General features: G+C 68.6%; 24 protein-coding genes. 17 read left to right on the top strand and 7 right to left on the bottom strand.

Annotated elements, in window-relative coordinates; genetic code table 11:
• The first annotated feature begins 22 nt into the window (after nucleotides 1–22).
• The 10 genes from dapE to BLV94_RS14525 all read left to right on the top strand — a co-directional run bounded on the left by dapE (nucleotide 23) and on the right by BLV94_RS14525 (nucleotide 8,487).
• Entirely contained in the window at nucleotides 23–1,096 is a 1,074-nt protein-coding gene (gene dapE / locus BLV94_RS14570; protein ID WP_072949643.1) for a succinyl-diaminopimelate desuccinylase, read from the top strand.
• Between the two features lie 42 nt (nucleotides 1,097–1,138).
• Nucleotides 1,139–1,936, top strand: a complete 798-nt coding sequence (locus BLV94_RS14565) for an LOG family protein (RefSeq protein WP_072949640.1) — start codon at nucleotides 1,139–1,141, stop codon at nucleotides 1,934–1,936.
• Nucleotides 1,930–2,493, top strand: coding sequence for an LOG family protein (locus BLV94_RS14560; RefSeq protein ID WP_072949638.1), 564 nt, complete (start codon nucleotides 1,930–1,932; stop codon nucleotides 2,491–2,493). The genes BLV94_RS14565 and BLV94_RS14560 overlap by 7 nt, the downstream gene beginning before the upstream one ends.
• An 84-nt stretch (nucleotides 2,494–2,577) precedes the next feature.
• The gene (locus BLV94_RS14555; RefSeq protein WP_072949636.1) at nucleotides 2,578–4,353 is read left to right on the top strand and encodes a long-chain-acyl-CoA synthetase; all 1,776 of its coding nucleotides are present in this window, start codon (nucleotides 2,578–2,580) and stop codon (nucleotides 4,351–4,353) included.
• 94 nt (nucleotides 4,354–4,447) lie between these two features.
• Complete coding sequence (gene folP / locus BLV94_RS14550) at nucleotides 4,448–5,347, top strand: dihydropteroate synthase (RefSeq protein ID WP_072949633.1); 900 nt, start codon at nucleotides 4,448–4,450, stop codon at nucleotides 5,345–5,347.
• Nucleotides 5,344–6,303 (top strand): glucosyl-3-phosphoglycerate synthase, encoded by a 960-nt coding sequence (locus BLV94_RS14545; protein WP_083395574.1) that lies wholly within the window; start codon nucleotides 5,344–5,346, stop codon nucleotides 6,301–6,303. Before folP ends, BLV94_RS14545 begins: the two co-directional genes overlap by 4 nt.
• A 52-nt stretch (nucleotides 6,304–6,355) precedes the next feature.
• The gene (locus tag BLV94_RS14540; RefSeq protein ID WP_072949631.1) at nucleotides 6,356–6,667 is read left to right on the top strand and encodes a DivIVA domain-containing protein; all 312 of its coding nucleotides are present in this window, start codon (nucleotides 6,356–6,358) and stop codon (nucleotides 6,665–6,667) included.
• On the top strand, nucleotides 6,664–7,236 hold the full coding sequence (locus tag BLV94_RS14535; RefSeq protein WP_072949628.1) for a DNA-3-methyladenine glycosylase I: 573 nt from the start codon (nucleotides 6,664–6,666) through the stop codon (nucleotides 7,234–7,236). Before BLV94_RS14540 ends, BLV94_RS14535 begins: the two co-directional genes overlap by 4 nt.
• 150 nt (nucleotides 7,237–7,386) lie before the next feature.
• Nucleotides 7,387–7,554, top strand: a complete 168-nt coding sequence (locus BLV94_RS14530; RefSeq protein ID WP_003936084.1) for a DUF3117 domain-containing protein — start codon at nucleotides 7,387–7,389, stop codon at nucleotides 7,552–7,554.
• A 90-nt stretch (nucleotides 7,555–7,644) separates the two neighbouring features.
• On the top strand, nucleotides 7,645–8,487 hold the full coding sequence (locus BLV94_RS14525; RefSeq protein ID WP_072949626.1) for a putative RNA methyltransferase: 843 nt from the start codon (nucleotides 7,645–7,647) through the stop codon (nucleotides 8,485–8,487).
• A 3-nt stretch (nucleotides 8,488–8,490) separates the two neighbouring features.
• Here the strand turns inward: BLV94_RS14525 and glgA are convergent, their stop codons facing one another.
• Nucleotides 8,491–9,660, bottom strand: a complete 1,170-nt coding sequence (gene glgA, locus BLV94_RS14520; RefSeq protein ID WP_072949624.1) for a glycogen synthase — start codon at nucleotides 9,658–9,660, stop codon at nucleotides 8,491–8,493.
• A 121-nt stretch (nucleotides 9,661–9,781) separates the two neighbouring features.
• Between glgA and glgC the strand changes: the two genes are divergently transcribed.
• Nucleotides 9,782–10,996 carry a glucose-1-phosphate adenylyltransferase gene (glgC, locus tag BLV94_RS14515; protein WP_015889769.1) on the top strand — a complete coding sequence of 405 codons (1,215 nt, stop codon included), beginning with the start codon at nucleotides 9,782–9,784 and terminating at the stop codon, nucleotides 10,994–10,996.
• A gap of 61 nt (nucleotides 10,997–11,057) precedes the next feature.
• Here the strand turns inward: glgC and BLV94_RS14510 are convergent, their stop codons facing one another.
• Complete coding sequence (locus BLV94_RS14510) at nucleotides 11,058–11,696, bottom strand: O-methyltransferase (RefSeq protein ID WP_072949622.1); 639 nt, start codon at nucleotides 11,694–11,696, stop codon at nucleotides 11,058–11,060.
• 284 nt (nucleotides 11,697–11,980) lie between these two features.
• Between BLV94_RS14510 and sigE the strand changes: the two genes are divergently transcribed.
• The 4 genes from sigE to tatB all read left to right on the top strand — a co-directional run bounded on the left by sigE (nucleotide 11,981) and on the right by tatB (nucleotide 15,108).
• Nucleotides 11,981–12,613 (top strand): RNA polymerase sigma factor SigE, encoded by a 633-nt coding sequence (gene sigE, locus BLV94_RS14505; RefSeq protein ID WP_005239257.1) that lies wholly within the window; start codon nucleotides 11,981–11,983, stop codon nucleotides 12,611–12,613.
• A gap of 16 nt (nucleotides 12,614–12,629) precedes the next feature.
• Nucleotides 12,630–12,992: an RNA polymerase subunit sigma-70 gene (locus BLV94_RS14500; protein WP_072949620.1), complete on the top strand. Its 363-nt coding sequence runs from the start codon at nucleotides 12,630–12,632 to the stop codon at nucleotides 12,990–12,992.
• 94 nt (nucleotides 12,993–13,086) lie between these two features.
• Nucleotides 13,087–14,607, top strand: coding sequence for a S1C family serine protease (locus BLV94_RS14495; protein ID WP_072949617.1), 1,521 nt, complete (start codon nucleotides 13,087–13,089; stop codon nucleotides 14,605–14,607).
• 69 nt (nucleotides 14,608–14,676) lie between these two features.
• Complete coding sequence (gene tatB, locus BLV94_RS14490) at nucleotides 14,677–15,108, top strand: Sec-independent protein translocase protein TatB (protein ID WP_072949615.1); 432 nt, start codon at nucleotides 14,677–14,679, stop codon at nucleotides 15,106–15,108.
• A 66-nt stretch (nucleotides 15,109–15,174) separates the two neighbouring features.
• Here tatB and BLV94_RS14485 read toward each other — a convergent pair whose 3' ends face one another.
• The 5 genes from BLV94_RS14485 to BLV94_RS14465 all read right to left on the bottom strand — a co-directional run bounded on the left by BLV94_RS14485 (nucleotide 15,175) and on the right by BLV94_RS14465 (nucleotide 20,595).
• Complete coding sequence (locus tag BLV94_RS14485) at nucleotides 15,175–16,311, bottom strand: Mrp/NBP35 family ATP-binding protein (protein ID WP_072949613.1); 1,137 nt, start codon at nucleotides 16,309–16,311, stop codon at nucleotides 15,175–15,177.
• Nucleotides 16,312–16,334: 23 nt separating this feature from the next.
• Nucleotides 16,335–17,213: a lytic transglycosylase domain-containing protein gene (locus BLV94_RS14480; protein ID WP_072949611.1), complete on the bottom strand. Its 879-nt coding sequence runs from the start codon at nucleotides 17,211–17,213 to the stop codon at nucleotides 16,335–16,337.
• Between the two features lie 292 nt (nucleotides 17,214–17,505).
• Nucleotides 17,506–18,690 carry a lytic transglycosylase domain-containing protein gene (locus BLV94_RS14475; protein WP_072949609.1) on the bottom strand — a complete coding sequence of 395 codons (1,185 nt, stop codon included), beginning with the start codon at nucleotides 18,688–18,690 and terminating at the stop codon, nucleotides 17,506–17,508.
• A 115-nt stretch (nucleotides 18,691–18,805) separates the two neighbouring features.
• The gene (locus BLV94_RS14470; protein WP_072949607.1) at nucleotides 18,806–19,327 is read right to left on the bottom strand and encodes a DUF1003 domain-containing protein; all 522 of its coding nucleotides are present in this window, start codon (nucleotides 19,325–19,327) and stop codon (nucleotides 18,806–18,808) included.
• A complete protein-coding gene (locus BLV94_RS14465) occupies nucleotides 19,324–20,595 on the bottom strand; it encodes a magnesium transporter MgtE N-terminal domain-containing protein (RefSeq protein WP_072949604.1) in 1,272 nt (423 codons plus the stop codon). The genes BLV94_RS14470 and BLV94_RS14465 overlap by 4 nt, the downstream gene beginning before the upstream one ends.
• Nucleotides 20,596–20,666: 71 nt before the next feature.
• Between BLV94_RS14465 and BLV94_RS14460 the strand changes: the two genes are divergently transcribed.
• Nucleotides 20,667–21,629: an HpcH/HpaI aldolase/citrate lyase family protein gene (locus BLV94_RS14460; protein ID WP_072949602.1), complete on the top strand. Its 963-nt coding sequence runs from the start codon at nucleotides 20,667–20,669 to the stop codon at nucleotides 21,627–21,629.
• A gap of 67 nt (nucleotides 21,630–21,696) precedes the next feature.
• Nucleotides 21,697–22,188, top strand: a complete 492-nt coding sequence (locus tag BLV94_RS14455) for a general stress protein (protein ID WP_015889781.1) — start codon at nucleotides 21,697–21,699, stop codon at nucleotides 22,186–22,188.
• Nucleotides 22,189–22,232 lie beyond the last annotated feature (44 nt).

The raw sequence follows: 22,232 nt of genomic DNA, 5'->3' as shown, positions 1-22,232 counted from the left end.
CGGGTCGGCCTAGGGTGGACGGGTGAGCACACTCGACCTCCACGCCGATCCCATCGACCTCACCGCCGCGCTGGTGGACATCCCCAGCGTCTCGCACGACGAGTCGGTTATCGCCGCCGTCGTCGAGTCGGCGCTGCGGGAGCAGACCACCGGTTTCGAGATCATCCGTAACGGCAACGCGGTGCTCGCCCGTACCGATCGGGGACTCCCGAGCCGGGTGATGCTCGCCGGGCACCTCGACACCGTGCCGATCGCGGACAACGTGCCCTCCCGGCGTGAGGGCGACCTGCTGCACGGGTGTGGAACGGTCGACATGAAGTCGGGCGACGCGGTGTTCCTGCATCTGGCCGCCACCGTGGAGAACCTCGCGCACGACCTGACGCTGGTGTTCTACGACTGCGAGGAGATCGCGGCCGTCCACAATGGGCTCGGACGGATCGAACGTGAGATCCCGGAGTGGTTGCGCGCGGACGTCGCGATCCTGGGTGAGCCGACGGGTGGGCTCATCGAGGCGGGCTGCCAGGGCACGCTGCGGGTGACGCTGACCACCCGTGGCACCCGCGCGCACTCCGCGAGATCGTGGCTCGGCGACAACGCGATCCACCGGTTCGCCCCGGTCCTGCAGCGGCTGTCGGACTACACCGCGCGGTCAGTGGACATCGACGGCTGCGTGTACCGGGAGGGCCTGTCCGCCGTGCGGATCGCCGGCGGTGTCGCGGGCAACGTGGTCCCGGACGCCGCGGAGATGGACGTGAACTTCCGCTTCGCGCCCGACCGCAGCGCCGAGCAGGCGATCGACCACGTGCGGGAGGTCTTCGACGGCCTCGAGCTGGGTTTCGAGGTCACGGACCTGTCGCCGGGCGCGCTCCCCGGGCTGACGGATCCGGCGGCCGCGGCCCTCATCGAGGCGGCAGGCGGCGAGTTCCGCGCCAAGTACGGGTGGACGGACGTGTCCCGGTTCTCCGCGCTCGGCATCCCGGCCGTTAACTACGGTCCGGGCGATCCGAACCTCGCGCACAAGCGGGACGAGCACGTCCCCGTCCAGCAGATCACCGACGTGGCGACCGTGCTCCGCGCCTATCTGAGCACCCCGTGACTGCCCGGTGCCCCGAACGGGCGACCCGTTAGCCTGGGGCGCATGGCACCCGAGAAGAACAATTACGGGCGGAAGTCCTCGTCCGTGAAGCACCGGGGTCCGGTGCAGTTGAGGCGCGCCCGCAAGGACGAGACCACCACCGACGAGCAGTTGCTCGACGAGCGGGGTCAGACCGACTGGGTGCACACCGACCCGTGGCGGGTCCTGCGGATCCAGAGCGAGTTCGTCGAAGGGTTCGGAGCCCTGGCCGAGGTGCCGCGTGCGGTCACCGTGTTCGGGTCGGCCCGCACCGAGCCCGGTCACCCCGAGTACGAGGCGGGCAGGGCGCTGGGTGCGCGCCTGGCCGAGTCCGGATACGCCGTCATCACCGGCGGCGGCCCCGGTGTCATGGAGGCCGCCAACCGCGGCGCCAGCGAATCGGGTGGGTACTCCATCGGCCTCGGTATCGAGTTGCCGTTCGAGCAGGGCCTGAACGAGTGGGTCGACCTGGGTATCAACTTCCGGTACTTCTTCGCCCGCAAGACGATGTTCGTGAAGTACTCGCAGGCGTTCATCTGCCTGCCCGGCGGCTTCGGGACGCTCGACGAACTGTTCGAGGCGCTGACGCTGGTGCAGACGCGCAAGGTCACCCGGTTCCCGATCATCCTGTTCGGCACCGAGTACTGGTCCGGGCTCGTGGACTGGATCCGCGGAACCCTCGAACGCAGCGGCAAGATCTCGGAAGGCGATGTCAACCTGCTGCACGTCACGGACAGTGTCGAGGAGGCGGTGCGGATCGTCGTCAAGTCGCAGCAGGGAGTCGACGAGGCCGAACTGCTCGGAACGGAGGAGCAATGGTGAACCGGGAAACTGTTCCACCGCAGCCGTTCTCGGTGTGCGTCTACTGCGCTTCGGGGCCGGTGGACGATCACTTCCTGGAACTGGCGGCCCAGGTGGGCACCGAAATCGGAAAGCGTGGTTGGCAACTGGTGTCCGGCGGTGGCAACGTCTCGATGATGGGTGCGGTGGCCGAGGCTGCCCGCGCCGCCGGGGCGATCACCGTCGGGGTCATCCCGAAAGCCCTGGTGCACAGGGAAGTCGCCGACGTCGACGCGGACGAACTCGTCGTCACCGACACCATGCGCCAGCGCAAGCAGGTCATGGAGGACCGCGCCGACGCCTTCATCACGCTGCCCGGCGGTATCGGCACGCTCGAGGAGCTGTTCGAAACCTGGACCGCGGGCTACCTCGGCATGCACGAGAAGCCGGTCGTCCTGCTCGATCCGCACGGCCACTACACGGGCCTGCTGGACTGGATCGACGGTCTGCGGGGCGGCGGCTTCGTGGCGCAGCGCGCCCTCGACAGGCTGCTCGTCCGGACCGACGTCGGGGAGGCGCTGGACGCCTGCCTCTCCTGAGGCGGCGTCCGATCGCCGTCGTGGCGCACGTTGTTACCGTGCAGTAAGGTGACCTGATTCATACTGCAGGCCTGAGGGGATGTCATGCGTTCTGAAGCACGTTCGACGATCGGTGTGGTCGATCTGGCCAGGCGGTTGCCTGCCCTGATCCCGGAGCTGCCGACCATGGCGAAGGGAGTCCTCGGCCTCATCCGGACCCCCGACGCGAAGGAGTCGATCGGCCTGGTCTTCCAGCGCGCCGCCGCGGCGCACCCGCGCCGCACGTTCCTGCGGTTCGAGGGCGACTCGCTGAGCTACCGGAACGCCAACATCCGCGTGAACCGCTACGCCCACGTGCTCACCGACCTCGGAGTGTCGCGCGGGGACGTCGTCGGGATCCTGGGAAAGAACGCCCCCGAGACGCTGCTCATCGCACTCGCCGCCGTCAAGCTCGGCGCCACTGCGGGGATGCTCAACCACAATCAGCGCGGAGACGTGCTCGCGCACAGCATCTCGCTGCTCGACAGCCGCGTCCTCGTGGTGTCCGAGGCGTGCGGCGAGGCGATGGACTCGCTCGACGAACCGCCCGCCGTGGCCTCGGTGGTGTACGTCGGCGACCTCGACCGGCTCGCCGAGAAGGCCGGCGACGGCAACCCCGAGGTGTGTGAGCAGATCCAGGCCCGGGAGAAGGCCTTCTACATCTTCACCTCCGGCACCACGGGACTGCCCAAGGCCAGCCTGATGAGTCACTTCCGCTGGCTCAAGAGCATGTCCGGACTCGGCAACATGGGAGTCCGGCTGCGCGGCAGCGACGTCCTCTACTGCTGCCTGCCGCTCTACCACAACAACGCGCTGACGGTGTCGCTGTCCTCGGTGCTGGGGTCGGGGGCGACACTCGCGCTGGGCAAGCAGTTCTCGGCGTCCAAGTTCTGGGACGACGTCGCACTGAACCGGGCCACCGCGTTCACCTACATCGGTGAACTGTGCCGGTACCTGCTGAACCAGCCCGAGAAGCCGGGCGACCGCGACAACGCCGTCCGGCTGATGGTCGGCAACGGGCTCCGTCCGGAGATCTGGTCCGAGTTCACCACCCGGTTCGGCATTTCCCGGGTGGCCGAGTTCTACGGCGCCAGCGAGTGCAACATCGCGTTCGTCAACGCCCTCAACGTAGACCGGACCGCAGGCATCTGCCCGCTCCCGCACGCCGTGGTCGAGTACGACGAGGACAACGGTGCGCCGCGGCGGCACTCCGACGGCACACTGCGGAAGGTGGCCACCGGCGAGGTCGGCCTACTCCTGTCGAAGGTGACGGACCGGGCGCCGTTCGACGGCTACACCGACGAGGAAGCCACGAACAAGAAACTCGTCCGCGACGCCTTCGACGACGGCGACTGCTGGTTCGACACCGGCGACCTGGTGCGCCGTCAGGGCTGGTCGCACGTCGCGTTCGTCGACCGGCTCGGCGACACGTTCCGCTGGAAGGGGGAGAACGTCGCGACCACCGAGGTCGAGGGCGCGCTTCTCGCGCATCCCGCGGTCGAGCATGCCGTCGTCTACGGCGTCGAGATCCCCGGGACCGACGGTCGCGCCGGAATGGCCGCGGTGACGCTGCACGAGAACGAGGACTTCGACGGCTCCGACGTGGCGGAGTTGCTGTTCCAGCGGCTGCCGTCGTACGCGGTGCCGCTGTTCGTCCGCGTCGTCGACTCGCTGGAGCAGACGTCGACGTTCAAGAGTCGCAAGGTGGAACTCCGCAAGGAGGGCTACGACGTCGAGGACACCGACACGCTGCACGTGCTGTCCGGCCGCAGCGGCGGCTACAAGCGTGCATACGACGGGTACGTCGAGGAAGTGGCGAAGGGGTCGCTGCCCAAGGGGTGATGCGGCTCCGCCGCCCGTGAGTACTTGTTAACCGCCCGCCGTTAACAAGTACTCACGGGTGGTTTCGATTTCGCTGCGTGCCAATATTGGTGACATGGCCGAGAGAGACGTACCGCCCGCGCCCGACCGTCCGTCGCCCACGCTGTGCGGGCGGCCCGTGGCGGTCGACCGTGCGCTGGTGATGGCCATCGTGAACCGGACACCCGATTCTTTCTACGACCGCGGCGCCACGTTCACCGACTCCGCGGCGATGTCGGCGGTCGAGCGGGCCGTCGACGAGGGCGCCGACCTCGTCGACATCGGCGGCGTGAAGGCCGGGCCCGGCGACGTCGTCGACTCGGTGGAGGAGATCCGGCGGGTGGTGCCGTTCGTCGCCGCGATCCGCGGACGCTATCCGGAGTTGCTCATCAGCATCGACACCTGGCGCAGCGACGTGGCCCGGCTGGCCGTCGCCGAGGGCGCCGACCTGATCAACGACACGTGGGCGGGCGCCGACCCGGCGCTCGTCGAGGTGGCCGCGGAGACGGGTGCCGGCATCGTCTGTTCGCACACCGGGGGAGCGGTCCCACGGACCCGGCCGTTCCGCGTCCGCTACGCCGACGTCGTGGCGGACGTCCTCGACGAAGTGGTGTCGGCCGCCGAGAACGCGGCCCGGCTGGGTGTGCCCGCCGACTCGATCCTCATCGATCCGACCCACGATTTCGGGAAAAACACCTATCACGGGCTCGAGTTGTTGCGGCGAGTGGAAGATCTTGTAAATACGGGATGGCCAGTGCTCATGGCGCTGAGCAACAAGGACTTCGTCGGGGAGACTCTAGGGGTAGATCTCGTCGAGCGGTTGGAGGGAACATTGGCAGCGACAGCTATGGCCGCCGCAGGAGGCGCCCGAGTCTTCCGTGTCCACGAAGTTGCCCCCACGCGCCGAGTGGTGGACATGGTGGCCGCGATTCAGGGCCGACGCGCCCCGTCCCGCACCGTGCGGGGGCTGGCATGAGTGCCGTGGGGGCCCGGGCGGCCCACACGATGTTGGCGGAGGACCGCGCCCCGCGTTCCTGGGCCGAGGCGAACAGCTGGGACCAGCCGTCGTGGAGCATCGCCGAACTCGAACGGGCCAAGGCGGGGCGCACCGTGTCGGTGGTCCTGCCCGCGCTCAACGAGGAGGAGACGGTCGCCGCGGTGGTGGACACGATCCACCCGCTGCTCGGCGGGCTGGTGGACGAGTTGATCGTGCTCGATTCCGGGTCGACGGATCTGACGGCGGAACGCGCACGCGCGGCGGGCGCCACGGTGATCAGCCGGGAGGAGGCGGTGCCCGCCTTCCCACCCGTCGCGGGCAAGGGGGAGGTGCTGTGGCGTTCCGTCGCCGCGAGCACCGGCGACCTCATCGCGTTCGTCGACTCGGATCTCATCAACCCGGATCCGGCGTTCGTCCCGAAGCTGCTCGGACCGTTGCTGACGGCCGACGGCATCCACCTCGTGAAGGGTTACTACCGGCGTCCGCTCCGGCTGAGCGGGACGGAGGACGCCAACGGCGGCGGCCGGGTGACCGAACTCGTGGCGCGCCCGATGCTGGCGTCGCTCCGGCCGGAGCTGACGTGCGTGCTGCAGCCGCTGGGCGGCGAGTACGCCGGTACCCGGGAGTTGTTGTCGGCAGTTCCGTTCGCCCCCGGCTACGGCGTCGAGATCGGGCTGCTGCTCGACACGTACGACCGTCTCGGCCTCGGTGCGATCGGCCAGGTCAATCTGGGGGTGCGCAAGCACCGGAACCGTCCGCTGTCCGAACTCGGGGTGATGAGCAGGCAGATCATCGGCACGATGATGCGGCGCTGCGGGGTGCCCGACTCCGGGGCGGGCCTGACCCAGTTCCTGGTGGACGGCGACTCCTTCGTGCCGACGACGACGAACGTCGCGCTGGCCGATCGTCCGCCGATGAACACGGTGTGCCCCTGACCGGGCGCCCCTGACGCGGGAGGCTGTCGGACGTCCGTGACAGGATCGGGGCATGGTGACAGCCCTGCTCTATCTGCTCGTCATGGCGTTCGTCGGCGCGATGCTGTTCCTCGCCGCCAGTGCGGTGTTCGGCCGCTCCGAGGAACTCGCGCCCCTGCCGCCCGGCACCACACTCACGGCCCTGCCCGCCGACGGTGTGACGGGCGCCGACGTGGAGGCGTTGCGATTCCAGCAGACGCTGCGGGGGTACAAGGCGAGCGAGGTCGACTGGGCGCTGGCCCGGCTGGGTCGCGAAATCGATTCGCTGCGTGAACAGTTGGCAACGGTCGAAGCCACGGCCGACGATCCGGGTGACGCCCGGTGAGCGCCGAGGACAGGGTGCGGTGCGCGTGGGCCGTCGACTCGGACGGGTCCAGCCTGTACCGCGACTACCACGACCTCGAGTGGGGTCGTCCACTCCACGGCCGCGACGAATTGTACGAACGGCTGTGCCTCGAAGCGTTCCAGTCCGGACTGTCGTGGATCACGATTCTCCGCAAGCGCGAGGCCTTCCGGGCCGCGTTCGCCGGCTTCGATCCGGAGGCGGTCGCACGATACACGGAACGGGACGTGGAGCGGCTGCTCGGGGACGCGTCGATCGTCCGGAACCGGGCCAAGATCGAGGCGTCGGTGAGCAACGCGCGGGCCCTGCTGGAGTTGTCGGACACCGACCTGGACGCGCTGCTGTGGTCATTCGCCCCGCCGCCGCGCCCGAGTCGGCCGGCCACCGTGAACGACGTCCCTGCCGTCACGCCCGAGTCCACCGCGATGGCGAAGGAATTGAAGCGCCGGGGGTTCAAGTTTGTGGGTCCTACCACCGCTTATGCACTCATGCAGGCCACCGGGATGGTGGACGACCACGTCGTCGGCTGCTGGGTCCCGATCACTGCCTGAATTGCCGGTGAACCTGCGTATTCGTGACTCAGGTTCCCGGTACTCGTGTCCATAGGGAAGAATGGATGTCACAAGCCTCGCCGAGTGTTGGCGGGGTGCCAAAATTTGTCGAGGCGCAAGCAGGCAGCGCAGATCTGGAGGGAGCAGAGGATGGCGGCCATGAAGCCCCGGACCGGGGACGGTCCCCTCGAAGCAACCAAAGAGGGACGAGGAATCGTCATGCGGGTTCCGCTCGAGGGTGGTGGACGTCTGGTTGTCGAGCTCACCCCGGAGGAAGCTGCCGCACTCGGTGAAGAGCTCAAGGGCGTCACCAGTTAGTCGAGTGCGGAGAGAACCTCACAGGGCAGGCCCCGTCGCCGTTCTCGGTGCGGGGCCTGTTCCGTGTCCGGAACAGGGAGGCGAACGTTCGTGCTGGCCGATGTGACCGACCTGCTGGCCTGCCCGCAGTGCCGATCGCCGGTGGAACTCGACGAAGGCGCGATCCTGTGTGATGCAGGGCACGCCTTCGACGTGGCGCGTCAGGGCTACGTCACCCTGATGACGGGGGCCGGCGGCAAGTTCGACGGCGACAGCCCCGAAATGATCGCCGCACGTGCGGACTTCCTCGGCGGAGGCAGCTTCGACCCGCTGATGGATGCCGTCGCCGACGCGGTGGTGGCGGGCGCCGGGGCCGGCGACGATCCCCGGATCCTCGAGATCGGCGCGGGCACAGGCCACTACCTGGCGCGCGTCCTCGACGCCACCCCGACCGGCCGGGGGATCGGGCTGGACGTGTCCAAGTACGCGGCGCGTCGCATCGCCAGGGCACACCCGCGTGCGGGGGCGGTGGTTGCGGACGTGTGGCAACACCTTCCGGTGCGTGACCACGTCCTCAGCCACGTCCTGTGCGTGTTCGCGCCCCGCAACGCCGACGAGGCGCACCGGGTGCTGGCCGAGCACGGCTCCCTGGTGGTCCTCACGCCCACGGAGCGGCACCTGGGGGAACTCGTGGACCTGCTCGGCATGGTCCGGGTGGACGACCGCAAGGTCGAGCGGCTCGGGGCCGCGATGTCCGGGCGGTTCGAGCGCACCGGCCACGTGGCGGTGGAGTACCCGATGTCGTTGTCGCACCTCGACGTGACCCGCCTGGTGGGGATGGGGCCGTCGGCGCGGCACCTGACATCCGAGCGGCTCGCGTCCTCGATCGCGGCGCTGCCGCAGGAATATCCGGTGACGGCGTCGGTGACGGTGTCCACCTACACCCGGCTCTGAGCGTCAGCGGCGCGACAGCGCGTCCTGGTAGACGTCGAGGGTCTGCTGCGCGATGGCTGCCCAGGAGAACTCGGCTATGGCCCGCGCCCGCCCGGCCTTGCCCATGGCCTCGGCGGTGCCGACGTCGGAGACGATCGCGTTGACCGACTCGGCCAGCGCCTGCTCGAACGCCTCCGGCTCGTACGAGTTGTAGTGCACCAGACGGCCGGTGACCCCGTCCTCGACCACCTCCGGGATGCCGCCGACGTCGGACGCCACGACCGCGGTCTCGCAGGCCATGGCCTCGAGGTTCACGATCCCCAGCGGCTCGTACACGGACGGGCACACGAAGACGGTTGCGGCCGACAGGATTTCCCGCACCTGTTCGGTGGGGAGCATTTCGCGCACCCAGAACACGTTGCCACGGTGCGCCGCGAGCGCGGCGACGGCCTGCTCGGTCTCGGCGGCGATCTCCGGGGTGTCGGGGGCGCCCGCGCACAGCACCAGCTGGATCTCGGGCGCGAAGTGGTGTGCTGCGGCGATCAGATGGCCGACGCCCTTCTGCCGCGTGATGCGGCCGACGAACGCCACCATCGGCTGGTCCGGGTCGACGCCGATCTTCGCGAGGGCGGAGTCTCTCGGACCTGCGGGTCCCGCGTGCCAGACCGACGTGTCGATCCCGTTGCGCACCACGTGGACCCGGTGCGGGTCGACGAACGGATACGCGTCGAGGACGTCGAGTCGCATCCCGGCGCTCACGGCGATCACCGCATCGGCGTGCTCGACGGCGTTGCGCTCGGACCACGAGGAGATGCGGTAGCCGCCGCCCAGTTGCTCGGCCTTCCACGGCCTCCGCGGCTCGAGGGAGTGGGCGGTGAGGATGTGGGGCACGTCGTACAGCGCGGATGCCAGATGGCCGGCGAGGCCGGTGTACCAGGTGTGCGAGTGCACGACGTCGGCGCCCGTCGCGGCGTCCGCCATCCGCAATTCGGCGGACAGCGTCGCGAGCGCCGGATTGGCCCCGGCCAGCGCGGGATCGGGGGTGTGCACGACCGCCCCGACGCGCGGAGCACCCATACAATGCACGTCCACCTCGCACAGCTGCTTCAACTGAGCAACCAGTTCGGTGACGTGTACACCCGCACCGCCATAGATCTCCGGTGGGTATTCCTTCGTCATCATCGCCACCCGCACCGGCCTAACGTAACCGTCCGGGCGGCTTCGGGCCACCGCTCTCGGACACATTCGGGTATCGGAGAAATTGTGAGTCGGCGCTTCGCTGGCGGGGGGAGTGGCCGCCCGATAGGTTGACAGGGTGAGGAGCCAGCCACATGTGCTTGGAATCGTGCTCGCCGGCGGCGAGGGCAAACGTCTCTATCCGCTCACCGCGGATCGGGCGAAGCCTGCTGTGCCTTTCGGAGGCGCCTACCGGTTGATCGATTTCGTGCTCAGCAATTTGGTCAATGCGGGATACCTCCGCCTGTGTGTTCTGACGCAGTACAAGTCGCACTCGTTGGACCGCCACATCTCTCAGACGTGGCGACTGTCCGGGTTCGCGGGTGAATACATCACTCCCGTTCCCGCGCAGCAGCGTCTGGGTCCGCGCTGGTATACCGGCAGTGCGGACGCGATCCTGCAGTCGCTGAACCTCGTCTACGACGAGGATCCCGAGTACATCGTCGTGTTCGGCGCCGACCACGTGTACCGGATGGACCCGGAGCAGATGGTGCAGCACCACATCGAGTCGGGCGCCGGAGTGACGGTGGCCGGGATCCGGGTGCCGCGCAGCGAGGCGTTCGCGTTCGGCTGTATCGACAGCGACGAGTCGGGCCGCATCGTGCAGTTCCTCGAAAAGCCGGCACATCCGCCGGGGACCCCGGACGACCCCAACATGACGTTCGCGTCGATGGGTAACTACGTGTTCACCACCAAGGTGCTCGTCGACGCCATCCGGGCCGACTCCGAGAACTCCGACTCCGATCACGACATGGGCGGCGACATCATCCCCGCGCTCGTCGAGGCGGGCGAGGCGTCCGTGTACGACTTCAAGGACAACGTCGTCCCCGGCGCCACCGACCGCGACCGGGGCTACTGGCGGGACGTGGGAACGCTCGACGCGTTCTACGACGCCCATATGGATCTCGTGTCGGTCCACCCGATCTTCAACCTCTACAACCGGCGCTGGCCGATCCGCGGCGAGACGGAGAACCTGGCGCCCGCCAAGTTCGTGCAGGGCGGCCTCGCGCAGGAGTCCGTGGTCGGGGCCGGGTGCATCCTGTCGGCGGCGACGGTGCGCAACTCCGTGCTCAGCTCCAATGTGATGGTCGACAGCGGTGCGACCGTGGAGGGCAGCGTCCTGATGCCGGGTGTGCGCATCGGCAAGGGCGCCGTCGTGCGCCGCGCGATCCTCGACAAGAACGTGGTCGTCGGCGACGGGGAGATCATCGGCGTCGACCTCGAGCGCGACAAGCAGCGCTTTGCCGTCAGCAACGGCGGAGTCGTGGCCATCGGCAAGGGCGTCTGGATCTAGCGGGAGGGCCCCGGAAACGGGGCTCTCGGAGTGGGGACGGTTTCTGAGCCGGGGACGCCGCTCAGAGCTTGGACGCGCAGAGCAGGCCGTCGCCGATCGGCAGCAACACCCGGATCAGCTTGTCGTCCTCGGCAAGCGCCTTGGCGGCCTCGCGGACGGCGACGGTCGCGGCGTCCCGCTGGCTCGGGTCGACGACCCGGCCCCCGTGCAGCGCGTTGTGCAGCACGATCGCGCCGCCCGGGCGCAGCAGCCGAACTCCTTCGCGGACGTAGTGCGGGTGGTCGACCGGTGCACTGTCGACGAACACCAGGTCGTACGCCCCGTCGGCGAGTCGCGGCAGGACGTCGAGTGCCCGGCCGTTGATCAGCCTCGTCCGGGCGGGTGCGATGTCGTTGGTCCGGAACGACAGCTTGGCGGCCCGCTGGTGCTCGGGTTCACTGTCGATGGTGGTGAGGACGCCGTCCTCGCGCATGCCCCGGAGCAGCCACAGGCTGCTCACACCCGCGCCGGTGCCGACCTCGACGACAGTCTTGGCGTCCAGCATGCGGGCAAACAGGGCGAGCGCAGCACCGACCGCGGGAGGTACCGGTTCGGCACCGAGGTCGTCCGCCCGCTCCCTGGCCGCACCGAGGGCCTCGTCTTCACGGACAGCCCCTTCTGCGTGGGTGAGTATCCGTTCGGCGTTTGTCTGCACGCACATGAGGTTATCGGGGTCTCGTCATCGCCGCTGCGAGGCGCGCTCGACAACAATGCCGTGACCCGGCGCGGCGCGATTCTCAGGAATACCTCAGCTTGCTCACACCGCACACATATCGGGGTGGGAAAGAGTAAGCCCAACGCCAGATCCGAAGACCGCCCGGCGGGGAGATCACGACGACGGAGGAAAAGTCCGAGAGCCCGGGAACAAATCCCGGCTCCCGGGAGTTGACGCCTATACCACGTCCAGTGATCTGCGGTCCTGAGTAGGAGGATCCACTTAACTCGATGAGCAACCACACGATGGCTCCAGACGAGAGAAACACCGACGAGCAGCTGTCGGACGCCGAGCTGACGGGCACCGCTGTGTTCGATGCCACAGGCGAGAAATCCGCCATGCCGTCGTGGGACGAACTCGTCCGCGAGCACGGCGACCGAGTCTACCGGCTGGCCTACCGGCTGTCGGGCGACGCGCAGGACGCCGAGGATCTCACCCAGGACACATTCATCCGGGTGTTCCGATCCCTGTCCGACTACCAGCCCGGCACGTTCGAGGGCTGGTTGCACCGCATCACCACCAACCTCTTCCTCGACATGGTCCGCCGCCGGAACCGCATCCGCATGGAAGCGCTCCCCGAGGACTACGATCGGGTCCCGGCCGACGGGCCGAACCCCGAGGAGATTTACCACGACGCCCGCCTGGACGCCGATCTGCAGGCAGCGCTCGATTCGCTGGCCCCGGAGTTCCGCGCCGCGGTCGTGCTGTGTGACATCGAAGGACTGTCCTACGAGGAGATCGGTGCCACACTGGGTGTGAAGCTCGGAACCGTGCGTAGCCGCATCCACCGCGGCAGGCAGGCTCTGCGTGAGCATCTGGCTGTGAACGGAAAGGTTGACTCCGATCAGATCGGCGTCGGGTAGTTACCAGGAGGGACGAATGACGCAGGGGCGTGTACCTCGCCAGTTTGGCTCCACCGAACACTTGGCGAGTGAGGCGATCGCCGCCTTCGTCGACGGTGAACTCCGCATGTCCGCTTATCTGCGCGCCGCCCACCACCTGTCGATCTGCGCCGAGTGTGCGTTCGAGGTCGACTCCCAGCAGCAGGCGCGGCGTGCTCTGCGTCGCAGCGGTGACGTCGCGATGCCCTCGGGTCTGCTGGGTCTGCTGAGTCAGATCCCCAGCTGCAACCAGGGCGAGCCCTCCGACAAGTCCCCGTTCGACTCCCACACCCCGGATTCGCCGGTCACGAGCGAGTACTCGATCACCAGCCGGATCTGGTCCCGGCGTTGGCGCCGTTGAGCGCAGCCGGACCGACGACGGCGGTGTCCGCGCCCGGCGGGGCATCGGTGATACTGGGGCGCGTGACTGACGCACACGAGGGGGACACGACAGCGTGACGGCGGATTACAAGACTCCGGGTTCCGACGCGACGGTGCCCGACGGTCCCGTGGCGGACGAGTCGGGCACGCTGCGTCCGGCGGACGCCCCACGGCTCGATCCGAGGCCCGTCTACCGGCCGCGGATCGATGCGGCGTCCAGCCGCGCATTCGGCCGACCGGGTGGCGTCACCGGTTCCTTCGCTCCGTCGGATACCCGGCGTGAGAGCGAACCCTCGATGAAGGTCGGTGCACCCGACCCCGTGCTGGCGGAGGCGTTCGGCCGCCCGGACGGCGAGGTCGACACCATTCAACGCGATCCCCACCGCAAGGCCGCCGCCCCGGCAATCGAGGCCCCGCCTGCGGACCCGTGGCGCGACCCCGCAGCGGGTGTCGAACTCGGCTCCCCGGCGTTGCACGCCACGGAACACTCGCGACCGCCCGCCCCCGCTCTCAGCGCCCGAGAGGTCCTGTTCGGCGGCAAGGTGGCGCCGAAAGCGCTCGCCGCGCTGGGCGGAATCGCGCTCGCGATCGGTCTGGTCGGTGGCCTGCTCGCCGCAGTGATCACCGCCGATCGCAGCTCGCTGACCAGTGACAGCGTCACCCTCGTCCAGGGCGGCGACGAGGACCTCGGCCAGTCGCCCGTCGCGCAGGTCGCGGACGCCGTCCTGCCCTCCGTCGTGTCCATCCAGGTGGCGGTCGGTGACCAGGGCAGTACCGGTTCGGGTGTCGTCATCGACGGCGCCGGTTACATCGTCACCAACAATCACGTCATCTCCGCCGCCGCCACCGCCCCCGACGGCGGCAAGATCCAGGTGATCTTCTCCGACGGAACCAAGGCCGACGCCCAGATCGTCGGTCGCGACATCAAGACCGACCTGGCCGTGCTCAAGGTCTCCGCCGACAATCTGACGGTCGCAGAACTCGGCAGGTCCGGGGACGTGCAGGTCGGTGAGGACGTCGTCGCCGTCGGTTCGCCCCTCGGACTCAGCAAGACCGTCACCCGAGGCATCGTCAGTGCCCTGCACCGCCCGATGCGACTGTCCGGCGAGGGCTCCGACACGAATGCCGTCATCGACGCCGTCCAGACGGACGCCGCCATCAACCACGGCAACTCGGGCGGCGCGCTCGTCGACGACACCGGCCGGGTGATCGGCATCAACACCGCCATGCTCAGCGAATCCGGTGGCTCGGTGGGTCTCGGCTTCGCGATTCCCATCGACGACGTCACCACGGTCGCTCAGACCCTCATCCGGGACGGGCAGATGCATCACCCGGACATCGGCGTCAACGCCCGCACCGTCGTCAACGACAACACCAGCGGAGCTCAGGTGGCCAACGTCCGCTCGGACAGCCCGGCCGCGCGGGCGGGCATCGTCGAGAACGACGTCATCGTCAAGGTCGGCGACCGCACGGTCACGAGCGCCGACGAGTTGGTCGTCGCCGTCAACCTGCAGAAAATCGGCGAGCCCGTCCGGGTTCAGCTGATTCGCGAGGGCCGGCTCGTCGATGTCGACGTGACCCCGGCCTCCGACTGACTCGAGAGGTTGCTGTGAAATCGCTCCGCCACCTGGGCATGCACCCACACCGCACAGTAGGCTGACCACGTGTTCGGCAACATTGGTTGGGGCGAGTTCATGGTCCTCCTCGTCGCGGCTCTGGTCATCTTGGGACCCGAGCGGCTTCCGGGTGCGATCAGCTGGGTTACGAAGTCATTGAGGCAGGTCCGTGAGTATGCGAGCGGCGCCAGCCAGCAACTCAAGGACGAACTCGGCCCGGAGTTCGAAGATCTCCGCAAACCGCTGGCGGATCTCAATCAGCTCCGCGGAATGACGCCGCGTGCGGTCATCACCAAACACCTTCTCGACGGTGACGATTCGATTCTCACCGGAAACTTCGACAAGCCGAGTTCGGTGTCGTTCGACAAGTCGAATCCGGGAACGAAGGCCGTCAGCGCCGATCCGTCGACGCCCACTGCTCCGCAGAACAAGCCGCTCGTGGCGGGCGAGCGCCCCCCGATCGACCTCGACGCCACGTAGGCCCCTCGGGCTCGTGCGCCTTTGTGGTCGCTGGAGCAACCGGAAAGGCGCACGAGCACGGAGTGCCTAGAGGTGCCGGGTGGTGTCGATCCCCAGCGACATTCCGGCGAGCCCGCGCTTGCGGACGGCCAACTTGTCCGCGATGTCGCGGAGTGCCGTCGCGGCCGGCGAATCCGGCTGGCCGAGGACGATGGGGACGCCGCCGTCGCCGCCCTCCCGGACAGCCTGCTCGAGCGGGATCTGTCCGAGCAGCGGCACCTTCGCGCCCACCGCCTTCGTGAGGCGGTCGGCGACGGCCTGACCGCCGCCGGAACCGAAGATGTCCATCCGGCTGCCGTCGGGCATATCCATCCACGACATGTTCTCGACGACGCCGACGATGCGCTGACGGGTCTGCAGGGCGATGGCACCGGCGCGCTCGGCCACCTCGGCAGCGGCCTGCTGCGGGGTGGTGACGACGAGGATCTCCGCGCCGGGGATCAGTTGCGCGACGGAGATGGCGACGTCGCCGGTTCCCGGCGGCAGATCGAGCAGCAGAACGTCGAGATCGCCCCAGAAGACGTCGGCGAGGAATTGCTGCAGCGCGCGGTGCAGCATCGGTCCACGCCACACGACCGGGGTGTTGCCCTGAGTGAACTGGGCGATGGAGATCATCTTCACGTCGTGCGCGACGGGCGGCATGATCATGCGTTCGACCTGCGTGGGCTTGGCGTCGGTGCCGAGCATGCGGGGAACGGAATGTCCGTAGATGTCGGCGTCGAGCACACCCACCGACAGTCCGCGGGCGGCCAGTGCGGCGGCCAGGTTGACGGTGACACTGGACTTGCCGACGCCGCCCTTGCCGGACGCGACCGCGTAGACGCGGGTGAGGGAACCGGGCTGGGCGAACGGGATGACGGGCTCGGCCGAGTCTCCGCGCAACGACTTGCGGAGTTCGGTGCGCTGCTCGTCGCTCATCACGTCGAGTTCGACGCGGATCGCACCGACGCCGGGGACGTCCGCCACGGCCTTGGTGACACGGTCGCTGATCTCGGTCCGCATCGGGCAGCCCGCGGTGGTCAGGTAGATCGCGATGTCGACGCTGTCATCGGCCGCGATGTCGATGCTCTTGACCATCCCGAGTTCGGTGATCGGTTTCCGGATCTCGGGATCCTGGACGCGCGCCAGGGCGCTACGTACAGCGGACTCGCTCAGGACTGGCATGACTCAATGGTAAGGATGTGCGCTCAGTGGATGCGCGGCAGGTCCGCAGCCGCCGGGATGATCCCGCTGGAGTAGCCGGCGGACCATGCGAGCACGTTGGCCACGTAGGCGGCGGAGTTGTTGTACCGGTGCACGGCCTTCGCCGCCTGAATCGGATCCTTGACGTTCAATCCGCCGTCGCACAGGTACTTTCCGGTGGTCAGTGCGGAGTCGAAGACGTTCTGCGGGTCGGCGACGCCGTCGCCGTTGCCGTCGCCCGCGTAGCGGTTCCAGGTCTCGGGCAGGAACTGGGTGGGGCCGACGGCGCGGTCGTAGTTGGTGTCGCCGTCCAGCTTGCCGCCGTCGGTGTCGCGGATGACGGCGTTGCCGCCGAGGCTGCCGTCGAGGACCGGGCCGAGGACGGGGTTGAGCATGTTGCCCTTGTCGTCGGTCTTGCCGTCGTAGGCGTGGGTGGACTCGACGCGGCCGATCCCGGCGATGAGCGTCCAGTACATGCCGCAACCCGGCTGCTCGACCGCGAGAATGCGTTCGGCGTTCTGGTAGGCCGCGACGTTGACGGCGGGGATGCCGAGTGCGCCCTGCGCGATGCTCGTCGGGAGCGGCGGCGTGGCCTGGACGGGTGCGAGTGCCGGCGGCGCGGACGCTGCCTCGACCGCGGGTGCGGACTCGGCGGCGGTCTCCGCGACGGGGGTGACGGCTTCTGCGGCCTCGGGTGCGGTGTCGGTCGCCTCCTGGGCGACGTCGGCGACCTCCGACGAGGAACTCGTGGACAGGAACGGGACCTTGGGTGCGGCGCCGGCCGTGTTGGCTGCGGTGATCAGTCCGATGGGGACGAGTCCGGTAAGCGCGATGACCGAATTGCGGCGGATATGGGAATCCGTCTTCTTGTTGTGCCGACCCACTCGATTGCCTCCTGCGACCCCCGTCTTGGGGTGTTCCGTTCAACTGACCGGATCGAGGCTACCTGATTCGATATCTTTCCGTTATTCAACCGTGATCAAACGGACTTGTATCGGAGGGTTCCGTTACTCGGAGCGCACGTGAGCGAGGGTAACGAACACGGCAAGGTCACGCCAGGACGCAGCGTGGTCGGCCGATGAAGAGTGAGCGGGTCGACAGCACACGAACCCGGCGACCCACACGCGTCACCGCGCGCCCTGCGAGATGGCAGGGCGCGCGGCGGACGCGGGGTGATTACCGGGGAGCGGTGACAGCCGGAGCGGTGGCCGGGGGCGCGACCGGAGCGGGGGCGCCCGGGTCGGGCACGGCGGCCGCGGGAGCCGACGGATCGGCGGGCGGGCAGAAGAACAGACAAGGCAGTTGTGGCAGCGGCGGGAGCCCGGGAATCGGCGGTGCCGGAGCGGGCGTCGTGGGGGCAGCGGCACCGCCCGTCGACGGCTGCGGGGTGGTCGCGAGATCGCGGGGGAGGTCCGATGCGGCAGCGGCAGCGTCGGCGACCCGTCCGGGCGACGGCGAGGCCGACTCCGCCAGCTGGCCCGGCGTCGGAGTTCCCCCGTTCCTGTACGCGTTCGACCAGGTGATGACGTTGGCGGCGTATGCGGCCGAGTTGTTGTAGCGCAGGACCGCGCGGGTCTCCTGGAGCGGATCGCGGAGGTCGAGACCGCCCGAGCAGAGGTACCGGGCCGCCGCCAGCGTCGCGTCGAACACGTTGTTGGGATCGGCCACGCCGTCGGCGTTGCCGTCCGACGCGTACTTGGCCCACGTGGACGGAATGAACTGCATCGGTCCGACGGCGCGATCGTGCGCGGGGTCGCCGTCCGTGGCGCCGCGGTCGGTGTCACGGATGATCTCGTTGCCCGCCAGCCTGCCGTCGAGAACCGGACCCAGGATCGGGGTGATCGTGGTGCCCACCGAGTCGGTCCGGCCGCCGCCGGCGTGCCCCGATTCGATGCGGCCGATGCCGGCCAGCAGATGCCACGGCAGACCGCACTTGGGGGACTCCGCCATCATCTCGAGTTCCGCGGACCGGTACGCGTTGAGCACGATCTCGGGGATGCCCAGAGCGCTCAAAATCACCGGTGCGGCGATGAGACCGGTGCCGGACGGCGACGTAGAAGATAGGGGAGATGTGGGATTTGTCACGGCGGGTGCCGGGGCGGGCGGCGGGGGCGCGGCCCGCTGCGATCGCGCGACCCGCGCTGTGGGAGCCACGATTCCCGCGGGCGGGAGGTACGAGGCGGGTGGAGTGCTTCCCGGCGTGACCGACGACGCTGCGAGGGCGGTCGCCGCACCGGTGGACGAGTAGGCGGTGGCGCTCACGGATGCGCCGCTGATCGCGGAACCGCCGGTCGAGGACCCGAGGGTGGCAACTGCGCCCACGGTCAGGGCAGTCACCGTCAACAGTCCACGTATCCGCACTCGATCACCCCCTGCGGTGCTCTTCGTCTGTGCACACCGCATACATCCGAGAAGATGTGACTGACGTTACATATCCGTGATTGGCCGTGCCGGAGTTTGGGGGGATTCGCCGGCGTCACTTCCGCCGGGTGCGCGTGTCTTCCTCGTCGGCCAGCAGCGTCCTGATCTCGTCGAGTTCGCGCCGCAGGTAATCGCGGGTGGCCACCTCGCCGATCGCGATGCGCAGCGCGGCCAGTTCCCGGGCGAGGAATTCGGTGTCCGCTTTCGTCTGCTCGGCGCGGGAGCGGTCCTCCTCGAGGGAGACGCGGTCGCGGTTCTCCTGGCGGTTCTGTGCCAGCAGGATGAGCGGCGCCGCGTAGGCGGCCTGGGTGGAGAATGCCAGGTTGAGGAGGATGAACGGGTAGGGATCCCACTGCAGGCGGACGGCGAAGACGTTGATGATGATCCAGACGATCACGATCACCGTCTGGATCATCAGGTAGCGGCCCGTGCCGAGGAACCGGGCGAAGTTCTCGCTGGCCCGGCCGACGGCCTCCACGTCATACGTGACCCGGAAGCGGCGGGTGCCGCGCGGGGTGTCGAGTCGCTGCCGGTCGGACAGGCTCCGGGCGGCTGCGCTGGGCGACTTCTCGCTCATCCGTCGATCTCCTCTTCACGCCAGTCCTCGGGGAGGAGGTGGTCCAGGACGTCGTCGACGGTGACCGCGCCGATCAGATGGTCCTCGTCGTCGACGACGGGCCCGCACACCAGGTTGTACGTCGCGAAGTAGCGCGTCACCGACGTCAGGGAGTCCTCGGGTGCCAGCCGCGGCATGTCGGTGTCGAGTAGTCCGCCGACCAGGCTCGCGGGCGGCTCGCGCAGCAGTTTCTGCAGGTGGACGCATCCCAGGTAGCGGCCGGTCGGTGTCGCGGTCGGTGGGCGGACGACGAACACCATGCTCGCGAGGGCGGGGGTGACGTCCGAGATCCGGGCCCGGGCCAGTGCCTCGGCGACCGTCGTCGACGCGGTGAGGACCACCGGCTCGGGAGTCATCAGTCCGCCCGCGGTGTCGGGCGAGTGCTCGAGCAGGCGGCGGACCGGCTCGGAGTCCTGCGGATCCATCAGCTGCAGCAGCGATTCGGCCTCGGTTTCGGGAAGCTCACCGAGGAGGTCGGCGGCGTCGTCGGGGTCCATGGCCTCGAGGACGTCGGCGGCCCGTTCCACCTCGAGGTGCATGAGCAGATCCGTCTGGTCGTCGGCGGGCAGTTCCTGGACGACGTCGGCGAGGCGCTCGTCGTCGAGTGCGAGGGCGAGTTCGTGGCGGCGCTTCTCCGGCAGGAGGCGCATCGCGTTCGCGACGTCGGCGGCGCGCATCCCCTCGAACTGCGTGAGCAGGGCCGAGACGCCCTGGCCGGGCATCGCCAGGTCGGTCTGCGTGAGGCCCTGGACGTGCTGCCACCCGACGACGTGCATGGCGGCCCGACGGCCGAGCCTGCCGCGGTGCCCGCGCACCGCCACCTTCGACACCACCCAGTCCCGGGTGCGGGTCTGCTCGATACCCAGGTCGACGACGATGATGTCGGCGTCCCTCAGTTCCTCGAGTTCCGGGTCGTCCACGCGCACGTGGGAATCCGCAACCTGAGCGAGGGCCAGGACCTCGCCGGGCCGCTGCTGGAATCGGCGGAGACTGACGTTGCCCGTCGTGAGGGTCACCGAGCTGGGTTCGATCGCGGTGACGCGGAGCATCGGGACGAAGATACGTTTGCGCGTGAACAATTCGATGACCAGCCCGAGCACGCGCGGCTGCTGCCTGCCGACGCGGGCGGTGATCACCACGTCCCGGACGCGGCCGATCGACTCCCCGTCGGGGCCGAGTACCACCAGGCCGGCCAGCCTGGCTGCAAAAACCTTGTTCGCAGCTGCCATGATTGCCAGGCTAGATCGTTGTACAGAGATACAGGGAATCGAACACCTGCGAAAGTGGAGGATCGTCCGTCATGAGTTCCGTCTACAGGCCACGGCGATCTGTTCTCGCCGTTCCGGGCAGCAGCCGCAAGATGATCGACAAGGCGAAGGGGCTGCCCGCCGACGAGATCTTCCTCGATCTCGAGGACGCGGTGGCACCGCTCGCCAAGCAGGAAGCCCGCGGCACCATCGGCGACGCGCTCGCCGAGGACGGGTGGGGTGAGCAGATCAAGGTGGTCCGGGTCAACGACTGGACCACCGAGTGGACGTACGCCGACGTCGTCGAGGTCGTGGGGCGGGCGGGTGCCCACCTCGACGCGATCCTGCTGCCGAAAGTGCCGGACGCCAGCCATGTTCAGGCCCTGGACCTGCTGCTGACCCAGGTGGAGAAGGCCAACGGGCTCGAGGTGGGCCGGATCGGCATCGAACCGCAGATCGAGAACGCGATCGGGCTCACCAACATCAACGCGATCGCGACGGCGAGCCCGCGCGTGCAGACACTGGTGTTCGGTCCCGCCGACTTCATGGCGAGCATCAACATGCGCACGCTGGTCGTCGGGGAGCAGCCGGACGGCTACGACCGCGGCGACGCCTACCACCACATTCTGATGACCATCCTGATGGCGGCCCGCGCGCACGGGGTCCAGGCCATCGACGGCCCCTACCTCCAGATCCGCGACGTGGAGGCGTTCCGGCGGTCGGCGCAGCGCACGGCCGCGCTCGGCTTCGACGGCAAGTGGGTGCTGCATCCCACCCAGATCGAGGCGGCGAACGACGTGTTCAGTCCCCGCCAGGACGATTACGACCGGGCCGAACTGATCCTGGACGCCTACGAGTTCCACACGTCCGCGGCGGGCGGCGGTCGCGGTGCCGTGATGCTCGGCGACGAGATGATCGACGAGGCGAGTCGCAAGATGGCGCTCGTGATCTCCGCAAAGGGGCGCGCCGCGGGTATGAAACGGACCACCGAGTTCGTGCGACCCGACGCGAACTAGTCTCGGCAGGCAGAATGGTTCTCACAGGACAGATCCTGCGGTAACCACACGAGGAGACCAGCTGACGATGACGAATCCACTCGGACAGTCCAACGGGGCGCGGCGTGGGGCTCTGCCGGAACCCCCCACGGGCTGGCCCATCGGTTCGTATCCCACCTACGCGGAGGCGCAGCGCGCCGTCGACTACCTCTCCGATCAGGAGTTCTCGGTGGAGGACGTCACCATCGTGGGGGTCAACCTCATGCAGGTGGAGCGGGTGCTGGGCCGCCTCACCTGGGCGAAAGTGATTGGCGGGGGCATCGTTTCGGGCGCGTGGCTCGGTGTGTTCTTCGGTCTGCTGCTGGGCATCGTCACGGGCGGTTTCCTGGCGCCGCTCGTCGTCGGCATCGTCGGCGGCATCATCTTCGGGCTGATCTCCACGACGATCCCGTACGCGGCGACGCGGGGCACCCGGGATTTCGCGTCGACCATGCAGCTGGTCGCCGGGCGGTACGACGTGCTGTGCGAGCCGAAGTCGGCGGAGACGGCCAGGGACATGCTGGCCAAGCTGGCGCTCTGATCGGCGAGACCACGTCGATCGGCGGGTTGCGGTCGGGTCACGGA

The organism is Rhodococcus koreensis (genome assembly GCF_900105905.1).
GTDB classification, from domain to species: domain Bacteria; phylum Actinomycetota; class Actinomycetes; order Mycobacteriales; family Mycobacteriaceae; genus Rhodococcus_F; species Rhodococcus_F koreensis.
This window is presented reverse-complemented; position numbering and strand designations above follow the sequence as displayed.